Raw genomic sequence first — 13648 nt, 5'->3', positions numbered from 1 at the left:
TGAAGCCCGCAGCCATGACCTCACCAAGCACCTGAAAGAGCAAGCAACATGGGATTAGACCGATTTTGGACTTGCGATTTTGGACTGCTAATCAAGCACCTGTGGGGCTGCTGGAAATTTCATCTGTATCGCCACTTAGGAGGATTGGTATCAACTTGGTTGGTGAAGTGCTCAGTCTAGTACGTTAGTCATAACTCTATGTCCAAACTTTATTTGAGTCCTTACGTAGCGTCCCTGAAAAGAGGATACGTATACATAACTAGCCTATGTGTATAGAAGCACTTCATGATGCCTCCATAAAAGCACCGTGAATTTTCCGTAAAGACCTGGGGGTAGGAGTATCAGACTCTTTTGCGATTCAGTTAATCTACGCTCTACAAAGTAAATTCATACACGGGTCGGGAACGATAAAGATTTAGTGGACTGACCAGATACCTCTTTCTGTCCGTAGTTACACGGTCTAAGTTGTACGTATATGCAGTCGTTTCTTAAAAAGTTTAAGAAGTCAGCTTGGTTACTGTCCAATTCTGAGGTGAGTGGTTTCACTGAGGTAGGCGCAGATGGCTCCTGAGGTGGTGCCAGTGTACCAGTCTTTTAGGCTCGTCAAGTGTCTAACCGATCTCAGGCAATATGGTGTTCCAACGGGTGCTGAAGTGTACTTTGACGAGCGTTTTAGTCCCGCTCTGTTCTGTTGATTCGGTTCTGGGTTCGTCGGCAGAGTGTCTCTTGTACCAGAGTTCGGGCTTGTTGCCTTATCGACTTTGGTCTTAACGCCTGGTTTTGGGTGCATGGCTGCTCTGGTCTTGGGTGAATGATTTGGGTGCATATCTTGGGTGCATGTGTTTCGGTTACGTTTGAGTGTTAGCTGGAGATTCAAAAGAGATGGTTTCCATAAAATCCCTCTCGCTCGGTTCGGCATCTAGAACCCTATCCGACTTGCGATCGCCCGCCTTTACTCAACTCCGTCGAGGTGTGGCAATTGGCTGGGTGCGGATGCTCAGTTTGCTCGTGTCGGATGGCGCTGCGATTTTACTGGCTTGGGGGCTAGCGGTTTCTCTAGGAACTGAGTTGGACTCCCCTTGGAGCAGTTTAGGCCGCTACTCCTTCTTGCCGCTCATTCTGGCGGTCAAGCTGGGAGTCATGATTTCGCGAGGGCTATACGGTTCGGGGCTGCCCCGTCGAGACTATCTGGGAGTTGTCAAAGCGCTTTCGCTGGCGGAAGGGCTGCTGCTGCTGATTGCCTTCCTCTACGAGCCAGATCGGTATGTCTCGCGCTCGACGTTTCTGATTTCCTGGTTCCTGAGTGTGGCATTTGTATGCGGTGGTCGGTTCTTGATTGACCGAGGCACTGAGATCGTTCGCAAGCGCGGTGCAGCTTGCTATCCAGTGTTTCTAATCTGTGATGATGATGAGCAGCAGCGAAATATTCAATTGATTGAAAAAGAAAATCGTTATCGCCTGATGGGGGTGGCGAGTGCCCGTGCTCTAGACCGACGCAATCGAGATGAAACGATTCGACGAGTCCGAGAGCTTGGCATCGCAGAGTTGTTTGTTTCTTGGACTTCGATTCAAAACCGACTCCACCTTTGCTGGCATTTTCAAACGGCGGGTATCACACTTCGTATCTTGCCAGGTGAGATTGCCTCCTCGTTTCCCAAGTCTCAGTTTCGGATGATGGGTGAGTTGCCGACGCTGACGCTGGAAGCGCCAGTTCTGGTCGGCAGTGATTTTTGGGTCAAGCGGTTCTTTGATTTCTGGGGCGCGGTAATCGCCATTCTGGTGTTTTCTCCGCTCTACATTGCGATCGCCCTGCTGATTCGGATGGATTCTCCGGGGCCCATCTTCTTCCGGCAAACCCGCGTTGGGCTGCATGGCAACAAGTTCAAGGTCTGGAAGTTCCGCACAATGGTGCAGAATGCGGCTCAGCTTCAAGCCGTGCTAGAGGCGCAGAACGAGATGAAGGACGGCGTGCTGTTCAAGATGAAGGACGACCCCCGGATTACGCGAATCGGCAAGTTCCTGCGTCGCTATAGCCTGGATGAGCTACCGCAACTGTTTAATGTGCTGGTGGGTGAGATGAGCTTCGTGGGGCCGCGCCCCCTGCCTGTGCGAGATGTTGAGCGCTTTCAAGAGCGCCACTTCATTCGGCAAGAGGTGCTGCCTGGGATTACGGGGCTGTGGCAGGTTTCAGGGCGTTCGGATATCACCGATTTTGAGAAGGCCGTGCAGCTTGACTTGATCTACATCACCAACTGGTCGCTCTGGCTTGACTTAAAGATTCTGCTGAAGACGGTTCAGGTGGTTATTGGCAAGAGCGGTGCTTACTAAGCCCTCTCTGAGCGTTTGAGAAAAGCTTGCGATCGCCTGTTTTCAGCATATTTTTGCAGCCTATTAAAGGCTATACAACTTAAGCGGGAGGGCACAATGCTCTCTCGCTTCTTCTTATTTCTTCTTATAACGGCTCTCCTGGAGATTATGGCTCTCCTGCGGCGCTTAAGCGTTTATTCACTGCTGAGTAAATAAACTTCGCCCTGTTCGTCTCCGTCGATCACAATGCTCTCAAACATCAGCCTGCCCCGCACGGTTCGCTGCTCTCCAGACTGAACAGATCTGTCTGTCGATAGAACCCAGATGCTGCCTGTGTTGTCTTGCAGTTCATACAGCAGCGCATCTACAAGCGGAGCGCGATCGCCCACCACGCCCGACACTCGGACTGGCACGCTGAAAACAAACGGCATCCGCTGCACCGAGCGAATCGAAACCGGAATGCCCACCCAACTGAGGGCCGCAAATCGCAGCGGCGTGAACAGCAGCAGTGCTATTACAATGCCTAGCAGCACTGCCAGAAGATAGGAGAGCGATCGCCGTTGAGTCACGGTTGGGGAGTGTGGGAGGATTGGCCGATGAGACTGCTGATATCCAATGATCCGATTTCCAAAGCAACCATGCGAGCCACGGGCATTGTGCTGGTATTTGTGGGTGGGCTGCTGCTGTTGCAAGCCTGGAACGAAGTGCAAGCGTCAGGGCAGCGAAGTCGAACCTTTTGGCAGGATATGGTTTTAGGGAGCGCGTTTGCGGCGCTGGGGGTGTGGCTGATCGTGTGGGGGGTGCTGAGATAGCAGACTGGTCGCCGAGGCTGTAGGTTGAAACGACTGACACACCCTGCGCCACAGAGGATGCCTTGGCCCCCGCTGGCGAATTTCTAGAACGCGCTCACTCAGGCGACGGCGGTGATCGGCAGGAATGCCAAACAAGAGGGCGTAACTTTGCCAAAGCAGGGTTGAAACCGTGAGGCTAGCGCAGAGAATTAGCCCAGTGGCGGCCAGGGGATGGTAGATCAGCCCGTAGCGCACAGCAGTCCAGGTGAAATATTGCCGCCAGAGCGCAATTTCATCGCGCAGGTGCCAAAGAGAGAGCGGCACGACCGCCAGCCACAACAGCCTCAGCCACCGCCAGCGCATGTTCATCCAGTGCTGATGCAGCCGCTCCACTTCAGCCTGAAAGTCTGAATCTGTGGGAAAGGGATCTGGCTGGGCCGCAGGTTTTTTCCAAATCGGTTTGGGCCACATAGAAGCCACGTCTGAGAAGCTACATCAAAAAAGCCATTTCAAAAAAGCCATTTCCAAAAAAGCCATTTCAAAGCCATATCTAAGTAAAACTGTGTCGGCGCTGTCTAGATGCCCTGGGTGGTCAGGCATCTTCTGGGTTGGGAGTAATGTCTAGCGGGCCGTCGGCAACGGGTTCTGGCTGGGCGATCGCCCGTCCCGTCCGCTCTCGCCAAAAGGCCAGCAGCGTGCTGGCGATAAAAATACTGGAATAAGCACCTGCTACAAATCCCACAATCAGCGCCAGGGCAAAGTATTTCAGCGTTTCTCCACCAAACAGGAAGATTGCCACCAAGCTCAAGATGGTGGTCAATGTCGTGTTAATGGAGCGGGTTAGGGTTTGGTTTACCGCTTCGTCTACGATGTCGTTGATGTGGCGGCCCGGGCTTTCCTTGATGCGCTCCCGGATGCGATCGTAAATTACCACCGTATCATTCACCGAAAAGCCCACAATCGTCAGCAGCGCCACAATAAACAGGCTATCCACCTCCAGCCCTGACACCAGACCCAGAATCGAAAACAGCCCCAGCGTCACCAGCACATCGTGCAGCAGTGCCACAATCGCAAACAGAGCATAGTCGAACTGGAACCGCAGGCTGAGGTAGACCATAATGCCCGCAAAGGCCGCCAGCAGCGCCAGCAGCCCCGATGTGAAAATCTGCCGACCGAGCGTGGGTCCCACGGTGTCAATCTGGGTTGCAGCAGGGTCAAATTTGCCCAGCTTGGCCTCCAGGGCTTGCAGGAGTTCGGTTCGCTGTTCCACATTCAGCGTCGAAGTGCGAATCAGCAGGGCATCTTGCTCGGTTCCTAATACCTGGATGCTGCTGCTTGCTAGTCCCTGTTCTGCCAGAACAGACCGCACCGTTGCTGGATCGATGGGCTGCTCACAGGTTTTCTCGCGGGCGCAGGCCAGCTCTAGCTGGAGCCGGGAGCCGCCCACAAAGTCGAGGCTAGGCCGCAGCGGCGCACCAAAGTTTTGCCAGGAGATCAACATCGCTGCCAGTCCACTGAGGATGAACGCGGCAGAGATCGCCCACCAGAGGTTGCGCTGTTTGATGACGTGCAGTTTCATGGAGTTGCCTTTGCCAGACGTGCGGCAGAAATGAACGGCAGAGCGGAGCCTTGTTTCGAGAAATGCTCAAACCTTCTCAGGTCGAAGAGGGCCGAGCCGAGGGGGAATTGGACACGCCGGGGCTATAGTAGCTGGGCTTCCGCAGGCTGGGAACCGACAGCGCAGTGAGCAGCAGCGTGCGGGTACAGGTCAGCGCGGTAAACATGCTGACGACCACGCCAATGGCCAGCGTTAGGGCGAAGCCTTTGACCAGGCCCACCCCCAGCCAGAACAGGGCAGCACAGGCAATTAGCGTGGTGACGTTGCTGTCCAAAATGCTGGAAAAAGCACGATAGAAGCCAGATTCTACGGAGCGGTAGAGGGTTTTGCCAGACCGCAATTCTTCGCGGGTGCGCTCGAAGATCAGCACGTTGGCATCCACCGCCATGCCGATGCTGAGGATAAACCCGGCAATCCCTGGCAGCGTGAGCGTGACGTTGAGCAGGTTGAACAGCGCCAGGGTGAGCAGCGCGTAGACGACCAAAGCAATATCAGCTAGCAGACCCGGCAGGCGGTAATACACCACCATAAAGATGAGGACGAGAATGAGGCCGGCGATCGCCGCATAGATACTCCGCTGAATGCTGTCGCGGCCCAGAGTTGCGCCGACGGTGCGGTTTTCGACAATTTCCACCGGCACAGGCAGCGCCCCACTCCGCAGTTGCAGCGCCAGTTCCCCGGCCCGCTGTGCGTCAAAGCCGCCGCTGATGCTGGCGCGGCCGCCGACGATGCCCGTTTCGGCATATTTCACGTCTACGGTAGGAGCGCTGAGCAGATCGTCATCTAGGAAAATGCCCAGGCTGCGGCCTGTGCCCGCTACGGCTTTGGTCATTTCGGCAAATTTCTGGCCGCCCTCCTCGTTAAATTCCAGCCCCACTTCCCAGGCGTTGCCGCTGATGGGCTGGGCGTAGGCGTTTCGCAGCATGTCGCCCGTCAGCCCTACTTTGTCGAACAAGCTGGCGATCGCCTGGTTGCTGCGCTCGATGGCGGCTCGGTTTTCGGCCAATTCTGCCGGGTCTGCGTTGTTAATTTCTAGATTCGCCTGCTGCACGAGCAAGCCTTGCAGCACTTGATATTCTGCCCGAAGCTGGGCCTCTGTGCCCTGGCGCTGTTGGCGAAAATCGAGCTGGGCCGTGTCGCCCAACACTCGCTCTGCCTGGGCCGGATCGCTCACGCCCGGAAGCTGCACCAAAAGCTGCGTGTCGCCCACCGTCTGCACCAGCGCCTCTGATACGCCCAGCCCGTTGACCCGGCGTTCTACCACCGCCCGCACGCTCTCCATCTTCTCTGGGGTGATTTCGGGCACCTCTGCAGTGGGGCTGACCTGGAGCGTCAACTGTGACCCGCCCCGCAAATCCAGACCCAAATTCAGCGGTCGCTGCGTCAGCAAAACCGCCGCGGCGATCGCCAACAGTAAAATCAACGCCAGGAGAGAACGCTGTCTGCCCATGCTTTGTAGCTCATACGACAATCGCTATGATAGCCGGATTTGGGGAGTGTTGGGGCGTTAGCGCCTTGGGGTGGAACTGTGGAAATCGAGGATCATGCTGTCCTGCCATTCCCTCTGCCCTTCCAAACGCGATCCACTTGCCGATCTGCCCGCACCTCCACCACCCAATCCACTTGCTCAGAATCCCGCAGCAGCGGCGGGTAAAACAGCGCAGGATGGAGCGATCGCCAGAAATATTCCACGAACTGGTCGATTTCGGCATTGCTCATGCCGGGGCGGCCAGCGGCAGTCATGCGATGTTCGGCTTGTTTGCGCCACTGCTGGCTGAGGCGATAGTCTTCGGGGCGCAGCACGATCAGCCCGTCCAGCAGGTTCCAAAGCGGCAGATAGTCTGCTAAGCGGGTATTGCAGTCGCGGGCAAAGGCTCGGTCGGCGGCGGTGAGAATGGGCGGTGGCGCGTCGTCGAAGGCGGCTGAGTCGATGGGTCGCAGCCCGACAAACCAGCCTTCAAACAGCACCAAGTCTGCACCGGAAACTGGCTCTGGCGCAGTGCGATCGCCCTGGCCCTGGTGCAGCGATTTGTCGAACCGGGGCAGCAGCACAGGACTGTTGCCCTGCCGCAGGGCTTGGAGCGTCTGAATTCCCAGATCCACATCGTGAGTGCCGGGGGGGCCACGCCAGCGCAATCGCGGATCGACCTGCTGCAACCGCTGGCGATCGCCCCAGGTTTTGTACAAGTCATCAATCGATAGGCATACCACCCGCAGCCCGTCTGCTTCCAAAATGCCGCGCAGCAGCCGCGCCAGGGTCGATTTGCCCGTGCCCTGGCCGCCCAAGATGCCCTGAATCAGAGGGCGCGAGTGCAATCGCCAGCGCTGCTTGAGCCATTCTGCCAGTGGCAGCCACAGACCCCACAGCAGATCTAGGGGCACTGCGTCCCAGCCGAGTTCATCCTGGCAAAGGGGGGCGATCGCCCGATACGCCTGTTGAAATTGTTCGGCTTGGGTGATCATCCAGTCATCTAACTGGGCTTCGGCAAGCCCAAACTGCTCAGGTCGCCAGCCCCGTGCCAGCCAATCTGCCCTCAGCAACGAAACCGCTGCGGACGGATCGGAACCCTGCCGATGAAACGGTTCGTCAGCGAGTCGCGCCAGGAGATTCTGGAATGGAGCGTTCTGAGTTGCCACGATGCGTCCTGCCAAAGCTCGGCTGCGCCTCAGCTGCCCAGCTTGAAGGCTTCCAAAAACAGTCCGTAGGTCAGCCCCATTTTCATGGCGTTTAGCATCTCTGACACGATGGACGGGCGCGGGCGGCCGTTGACAAGCTGCGATCGCCGCTGCCAATACACAAAGCGACTAATCGTCTCCGTCATCACCACCATCAGGGCTGACACCAAAATGTCCCATTCCGAAGTTGCTCCGGCTGTGGTGGCCACCGCCCCCGCCAGAAAATTTCCCAGCAGCAAACTCATCACCACCAGCGAAATCCGCCGCCAGGGATTGAGCAGCCATTGGTCAAACTGGCCCAGCGTACCGTTGAGGAGGCGAGTCAGGCGAGTGTCCTGCATTTCTGGGGATTGGGGATTAGGAGTTGGGGATTAAGGCACGATGTGAAACTTTCAATCTGCCCTCATCCCCCGACCCCTTCTCCCAGGTCGGGAGAAGGGGAGCAAGGGAAGCTTGAAGTCCCTCTCCCGTTCTGGGAGAGGGATTTAGGGTGAGGGGGATCGGCAAAGTTGCACATTGCGTGGATTAAGGCAGCTCGACGGAGGTGGGTTTGGCGACATGGGGCAGACCCCAGCCCAGTTTCTCGCGGAGGACATGGAAAAATTCCGGTGGCTTTAGCCGCACAAACTTGGCAGGATAGGGCGATCGCTGCACGCGCACCCGGTCTTCAGGACACACGTAGCAGCCTGCGTTGCCGTCCACGACCATCACCAGGCGATCAGGATTGGCTGCGTAGATTGTAACGGGTTCTGTGGCAGAAAAAACCAGGGCGCGAGAGGCCAGCGAATGCGGGCAGATCGGCACCAACTGCATCACGGCTACGTCGGGCGTGATCACCGGGCCGCCTGCCGACAGCGCGTAGGCGGTGGACCCCGTGGGGGTCGAGAGAATAATGCCGTCGGCGGCGATATCGACGGGCGCGTGGCGGCCCACTTCCACCTCGAAGTGGCACATGCTGGTCAGCGGCTCTCGATGCAGCACCATCTCGTTCAGGCAGAGCGCCTCCCAGGCCAGCACGTCCTTTTGAAACAACTGAACCGTCAGCATCAGGCGCTCTTCGATATCGTAGTCCTGCGCCAAAATTGCCTCAATTGCCTGAGGAAGCTGGTTCAAATAGGTTTCGGTCAAGAAGCCCATGTGCCCCGTGTTGATGGCCAGCAGCGGGATGCCGTGGGGAGCCACCTGCCGGAAGGCCGCCAGCACCGTGCCATCTCCGCCCAGCACCACCGCCAGCGCCATGTCTTCGTCAAACCCGGTGGGGGCAAGACTGGCGATCGGCGTATGACACATGGGCCGGTTTGGCTTGGAATATCCCAGGATGCCGCCCATTCCGGTTGCCAGGTGTACCTCCCAGCCATAGCCTGCAATTTTCTCGCTCAGTTCCTCCGCAATGCGGCAGGCCACAGGTTTGATGTCGTTGTAGATAATCCCGATTTTGGGCACACTCAGCGTCCGGTTCTGGTGGTTGGGCAATCGTTGAGAGAAAGGGGCGCACCTAGAGTTGAGTCGGCGAATCTGGCGATCGCCCCCCAGACTGGCTCCGCAGCAGCGATGCAGCTTGAACCCAGGCAACACGCCTCTGCAAGAGCGGCCAAGAGCGACCAAAAGAGAGCTAGCCGAGATAGAGCTGCGCTCTAGGCTGACCCATCATTCCCTTACTATTTAGATTATGTCCAACCGTAGAAGTTTGCACGTTGCTGCTCAGGAGTTGGCAGGGGATGGGGCGATCGCCCCTGATACAGACTGATAATCCCAGCTAATGACCCCATGCGGATTCTCCAATCTCCCCAATTCTGCTTTGAGTTGCGACTTTTGTGAATACTTGTTACAAGTGAGGTGGTTTCGTTACAAATTCGTTACAAGAATTGGACGATCCGCTGCGGATGCCTCCAACCACCCTACTGCTGGATACCCTTTTAATAAAGCCTATGTTTGGCGGTTTTACTGGTTTCACACGCCCACTCAATACGGATATGGGTGAGCAGGTGCTGAATGCGGTTGCAAACCAGTCCATCCGCCACCTGTTCACGAGCAGCGAAGCCATCGATGTGCAGATCCGCTGCTTTCCCTCCAGCAAGTTGTTGCAGGGCAGCATCGACAGCTTCAAGATGCAGGGCCGCAACCTGGTGATTCGGCGGGATTTCCGGGTCGAAGAAATGTCGTTTACCACCGATGCCGTGTCGATTGACCCGGCATCGGCGCTGAGTGGGAAGCTCCGCCTAAAGCAGCCGACGCAGGCCGTGGCGCAGGTGATTCTGACAGAGGACGGGATTAATAAAGCTTTTGACGCTGATTTGGTGCGCCAGCATTTGGTGAATGTGGAGATGGAGGCGCTGACAAATCTATCGGGCGGCGAACCGGTGTCTTTTCGGGATGTCCATATTACCTTGATGCCTGAAAACCAGGTACATGTTGGCGCAAGGGTTGATTTGCCAAACCGGAAGGATCTGCCGATTAGCCTGCGGTCTACGATCGCCGTTGAAAAGCGCCGACAGATCCGCTTTCAAAATGCCGAGTTTGACCCAGCAGGGGTGCCTGAGGAGGGGCGATCGCTCTCTAAAATCGTCAGCCTTGCCTTTGCTGAGGTGCTAGACGGCATGGTGGATCTAGATCGGTTTGATCTGGATGGCGTGATGGTGCGGATTAACCGCCTGGAAACTCACGGCAAAAAACTGGTGTTTACCGGGTATGCTCAAATAGATCACTTTCCCGGTTCTGGGTAAAGTCGCCCTTTTTGCCCCGTTTCATGTCAATTCCTAACCTACTCGCCACGGGCGGTCTGGTGATGGTGCCGCTGCTGGGGCTATCGATCTTGGCGATGGCGCTAGTGCTAGAGCGGCTGGTGTTCTGGTGGCAGTTGACCCGCCAGCAGGATCGCGTCATCCAGGACACGCTGGCCCTCTATCGCCGCAGCCCCCGCGCCGCGTTTCAAAAGCTAGAGCAGCACGCCAACTTGCCTATGGCTCGCATTTTCCTGGCGGCGCTGGAGCTAGAGCAGGCCACGCCAGACGAGTTTCGACTGGCGCTGGAGAGCGCGGCCCAGGCAGAACTGCCCTTGCTACGACGGTTCAACACCGTCTTCGATACAGTGATCAGCGTTGCGCCGCTGCTGGGGCTATTGGGCACGATTCTGGGGTTGATCCAGTCCTTTAGCTCGCTGCGACTGGGCGATCTCGGCGGTACGCAGACCGCAGGGGTGACAGCGGGCATCAGCGAGGCGCTCATTTCCACCGCTGCTGGGCTGATTGTGGCAATTATCACGCTCCTGTTTGCCAACACGTTTCGCGGCCTATATCAGCGGCAGGTGGCGCTGATTCAGGAATACGGGGGCCAGTTGGAACTGCTGCACCGCCGCCGTCAGGAATATCGGAGTCCTCCCTATGCGCCTACCCAGTGAGCCAGATCCGCCGCCGTCGATCAACATTGTGCCGATGATTGACGTGATTTTTGCGATTCTCACCTTCTTTGTCCTGTCTACGCTGTTTCTGACGCGCTCCGAGGGGTTGCCTGTGAACTTGCCAGGGGCGGCGACGGCAGATCTGCAACCCCAGGAGCAAACCGTCGTCACGATTGACGCTAGCGGGAACCTGTCGCTAAACCGACAGCCGGTTACGCTAGACGCGCTGGATGCGGCGGTGCGTCAGCGGACGGACGGGGGCAATTCGCCGCTGGTGGTGATTAATGCCGACAAGGCTGTGCCCCACGGTCAGGTGGTGGCGGTGATGGATCGGCTGCGGGCGATTCCAAATGTGCGGCTGGCGATCGCCACGGAACGTCCCTAAGAATTTTGAGACAGATTGTGGGTTTTGGATTTTGGATTTCAGGCTTTGGAGGCAAGGAACTCATCGTAGGCGGCGTAAACGCCCTGGACGTTGTACCAGTTGAGGAACACGCGGGCGATTTCGAGCGCAAGCTGCGGTTTGCCCTGGTCAATCAGCCATTGCAGCAGGGGCGCGAGGGTGCGCTCGTTGAGCCGTCCGCCGAGAGACAGCACGCCCCACAGGATGCGGTGTAGCCAGGTCATCTGGATCATCAGGCGCACGTCCCAGGTGGGGTGCTTTTGATAGAACAACACGCCCATGCGGCCGCGCTGAATTTCTTTGTCAATCAGGTTGGGAATTTGGCTGAGGGCGAAGGGCGGATGCCAGTGATAGCCAACGGCTTCGGGGCATTTCACCAGGGTTAGACCCAGGTTTTTCAGGCGAACGCCCAGTTCTAGATCTTCCCAGCCGTAGAGCTGAAAGCGCGTGTCAAACAGCCCCGCTTGCTCCAGCCAGTGACGGGCGATCGCCACGTTTCCAGTGGCAAAGTACGCCGCCGAAAAATCCGTCACCTTAAATGGCTCAGCCGTCGGGTCGTCGAAATTGCAGGTATTGATCACGCGGCCGTAGGTAAAGAGGCGATCGCTCCCCAGCCGCTTTGCGCCTTCCGCCAGCGCCGCCGCGTGGGCCTGCAAGAAGACCTCCGTCACCACCAGATCGCTGTCGATAAAGATAATCGTGTCGCCTGTCGCTTTTTCTACGCCCAGGTTCCGAGCCGCGGCCGGCCCCTGGTGATCTTGCAGAAACAGGCGGACGTGCGGCAATGCTGCGGCGTTTGCCCGGAGCCAGCCGACGGTTTCATCTGTCGAGCCGTCATCTACGACAACGACTTCATAGCCTTCGATGGGGCTATTGGGCGGAATGACCTGCTGTTCGAGCGATCGCAGGCATTTTTCCAGAATCGGCTTGCGGTTGTAAGTCGGAATAACAACGCTAAAGAACACGCTTTCCCTCAGACAAGTTCTGAATCAGGCGGTGCAATCTCAATTCTCGATTTTGGATTCGCGATTGGATGTGCGATTTTGGATTGCCAATCAAGCTGTTGTTGGGCCTCTAGCAATTTCTTTCGCACGCCACCTGGGAGAATCGGACACCAGCCCCAGCAGCCTACGGCCGCCAGCACATCACTCTGAGCTTAGCGCAGCCGCCAGGCGACCTGTCCCAAATAGAGGACGCTTATTCCTGAATTCGCACACCGACCACCGGCGCATTGAACCGGAAGGTTTGTCCCTCCAATTCCAGCGGCGTGCCCACTTTCACCTTGTTGTTGCCCAGCACCGGCCCATCGTCCGTCATTTGGGCATCTCCGGCTAGGGTAATCATCATGTCCAGGGTGAAGTCCAACTCTGGACGCGGGTCGGGCAGCGAAATCACCGTGCCATCGGGCTGGGGAACCGCCACCGAGCGGGGAAGCTGCTTTACGCCCACCACGTCCAGTTCGCCATAGGGCTGGTTACGGATGATCACATTGACCTTTTTGCTCTCTTGCAAGGATTGCACCAGCGCCGCTGGATCGCTGACCGTTAGCCCACGCACAATGGTATCGACCTGCACGGGCTTGGTCTGTACGCCAAGCTGCGCCACCGAGGAACCCGACGTTCCTGGCACTAGAAAAACTGCCACCGCCACCAGCAGCATCACCAGCGCCGCGCCCAAATCCAGGATATTGACCTTGCCAAACAACCGTCCCTTCGAGTCCAGAATAGCCATGTCTGAAGCGTTCTAGCCGACGCAATACCAGGTTTAACCAAATTTTTGCTCCACTGCAAGTGCAGCGGACTCTGAAAGAGTAGCACGACGGGATGACGGTGGTGCAGCTAGGTAGTTGGAGGGGGAAAATATTTAGGCAGTCGAGGGACTTAAGACCTTGTTTGATGATTTGCGGGCATGAACCCGCTACGACTAGTCTGCCTGTATTTCGACAGTTGGGAGCATCTGCTCACCTTTATGCTGCACGGTCTGGAGCTACATATCTCGCCCAGCACCACTCGCCCAGTACCAACTGAGCCACCATACTGAGAGTTGCTGCTGCTGGCGCAGGACAATTGACGGGGGCGATCGCATCCAGTACAATCGTCCATCAAGCTGCCCGTTGGTTCCCTTCGACGCAGCCCACTTTCCCCCCGAAATTTTGGTCGTTTAGTCACCTACGGTGTCGGTAGATGCGGCAACACCTACCAACACCTGACCCCTCGACAGTTACCGCCTGTCTCAGGGCTGCGTCCATTGTAGGCCGCCCTGTCCCAGCGCTTCACCTCCGGGGGCGGCCAACATTTCGGGGTTTCCTACCCTACTCGTTTCCTGGAGGAAACCCCAAATGCTAACAATTCAATACACCTGGTCGTCCCCACGCTCGGAGGCGACCCAGTTTTCGCTGCCGCCGCTCACCTGCGAACTGCCGCGCCGTCGCCGCCTGCGCCACTACATCATCGGCC

Annotated in this window: 15 protein-coding genes; 6 read left to right on the top strand and 9 right to left on the bottom strand. The window is 57.1% G+C overall.

All coding sequences use genetic code 11. The features are described from left to right. The first annotated feature begins 882 nt into the window (after positions 1-882). Positions 883-2328 (top strand): sugar transferase, encoded by a 1446-nt coding sequence (locus IGS16_RS15515; protein WP_297086930.1) that lies wholly within the window; start codon positions 883-885, stop codon positions 2326-2328. A 173-nt stretch (positions 2329-2501) separates the two neighbouring features. On the opposite strand, the gene IGS16_RS15510 is transcribed toward IGS16_RS15515, so the two are convergent. Beyond that, the gene (locus tag IGS16_RS15510; protein WP_297086928.1) at positions 2502-2876 is read right to left on the bottom strand and encodes a hypothetical protein; all 375 of its coding nucleotides are present in this window, start codon (positions 2874-2876) and stop codon (positions 2502-2504) included. 27 nt (positions 2877-2903) lie between these two features. Between IGS16_RS15510 and IGS16_RS15505 the strand changes: the two genes are divergently transcribed. Then, positions 2904-3119, top strand: coding sequence for a hypothetical protein (locus IGS16_RS15505; protein ID WP_297086926.1), 216 nt, complete (start codon positions 2904-2906; stop codon positions 3117-3119). Here the strand turns inward: IGS16_RS15505 and IGS16_RS15500 are convergent. From IGS16_RS15500 to IGS16_RS15475, 6 genes are all read right to left on the bottom strand, one after another. Then, complete coding sequence (locus IGS16_RS15500; RefSeq protein WP_297086924.1) at positions 3060-3569, bottom strand: hypothetical protein; 510 nt, start codon at positions 3567-3569, stop codon at positions 3060-3062. The two genes, IGS16_RS15505 and IGS16_RS15500, sit on opposite strands and share 60 nt — an antisense overlap. A gap of 121 nt (positions 3570-3690) precedes the next feature. Continuing rightward, positions 3691-4677: a protein translocase subunit SecF gene (secF, locus tag IGS16_RS15495; protein WP_297086922.1), complete on the bottom strand. Its 987-nt coding sequence runs from the start codon at positions 4675-4677 to the stop codon at positions 3691-3693. Positions 4678-4753: 76 nt separating this feature from the next. After that, on the bottom strand, positions 4754-6166 hold the full coding sequence (secD, locus tag IGS16_RS15490) for a protein translocase subunit SecD (RefSeq protein ID WP_297086920.1): 1413 nt from the start codon (positions 6164-6166) through the stop codon (positions 4754-4756). A gap of 92 nt (positions 6167-6258) precedes the next feature. After that, positions 6259-7353 (bottom strand): glycerate kinase, encoded by a 1095-nt coding sequence (locus tag IGS16_RS15485; RefSeq protein ID WP_297086918.1) that lies wholly within the window; start codon positions 7351-7353, stop codon positions 6259-6261. 29 nt (positions 7354-7382) lie between these two features. Next, complete coding sequence (locus IGS16_RS15480) at positions 7383-7733, bottom strand: DUF565 domain-containing protein (RefSeq protein ID WP_297086916.1); 351 nt, start codon at positions 7731-7733, stop codon at positions 7383-7385. A gap of 184 nt (positions 7734-7917) precedes the next feature. Then, positions 7918-8835: an NAD(+) kinase gene (locus IGS16_RS15475; protein WP_297087087.1), complete on the bottom strand. Its 918-nt coding sequence runs from the start codon at positions 8833-8835 to the stop codon at positions 7918-7920. Between the two features lie 530 nt (positions 8836-9365). Between IGS16_RS15475 and IGS16_RS15470 the strand changes: the two genes are divergently transcribed. Genes IGS16_RS15470 through IGS16_RS15460 form a run of 3 tightly spaced genes read left to right on the top strand, consistent with a single transcriptional unit; the run spans position 9366 to position 11174 of the window. Then, the gene (locus IGS16_RS15470; protein WP_297086914.1) at positions 9366-10115 is read left to right on the top strand and encodes a DUF2993 domain-containing protein; all 750 of its coding nucleotides are present in this window, start codon (positions 9366-9368) and stop codon (positions 10113-10115) included. Between the two features lie 23 nt (positions 10116-10138). After that, on the top strand, positions 10139-10789 hold the full coding sequence (locus tag IGS16_RS15465; protein ID WP_172354965.1) for a MotA/TolQ/ExbB proton channel family protein: 651 nt from the start codon (positions 10139-10141) through the stop codon (positions 10787-10789). Then, positions 10773-11174, top strand: a complete 402-nt coding sequence (locus tag IGS16_RS15460) for a biopolymer transporter ExbD (RefSeq protein ID WP_297086912.1) — start codon at positions 10773-10775, stop codon at positions 11172-11174. The genes IGS16_RS15465 and IGS16_RS15460 overlap by 17 nt, the downstream gene beginning before the upstream one ends. Before the next feature lie 38 nt (positions 11175-11212). Here IGS16_RS15460 and IGS16_RS15455 read toward each other — a convergent pair whose 3' ends face one another. Both IGS16_RS15455 and IGS16_RS15450 read right to left on the bottom strand, forming a co-directional pair. Further along, positions 11213-12157: a glycosyltransferase gene (locus IGS16_RS15455; protein WP_297086910.1), complete on the bottom strand. Its 945-nt coding sequence runs from the start codon at positions 12155-12157 to the stop codon at positions 11213-11215. 232 nt (positions 12158-12389) lie between these two features. Then, positions 12390-12923: a DUF4330 domain-containing protein gene (locus tag IGS16_RS15450; protein ID WP_172354959.1), complete on the bottom strand. Its 534-nt coding sequence runs from the start codon at positions 12921-12923 to the stop codon at positions 12390-12392. Positions 12924-13100: 177 nt separating this feature from the next. Between IGS16_RS15450 and IGS16_RS15445 the strand changes: the two genes are divergently transcribed. After that, positions 13101-13232, top strand: a complete 132-nt coding sequence (locus tag IGS16_RS15445) for a hypothetical protein (protein ID WP_297086908.1) — start codon at positions 13101-13103, stop codon at positions 13230-13232. The last annotated feature ends 416 nt before the right edge of the window (positions 13233-13648 follow it).

The organism is Thermoleptolyngbya sp. C42_A2020_037 (assembly GCF_015272455.1).
In the GTDB taxonomy this organism is placed as follows: Bacteria; Cyanobacteriota; Cyanobacteriia; order Elainellales; family Elainellaceae; genus Thermoleptolyngbya.
This window is presented reverse-complemented; position numbering and strand designations above follow the sequence as displayed.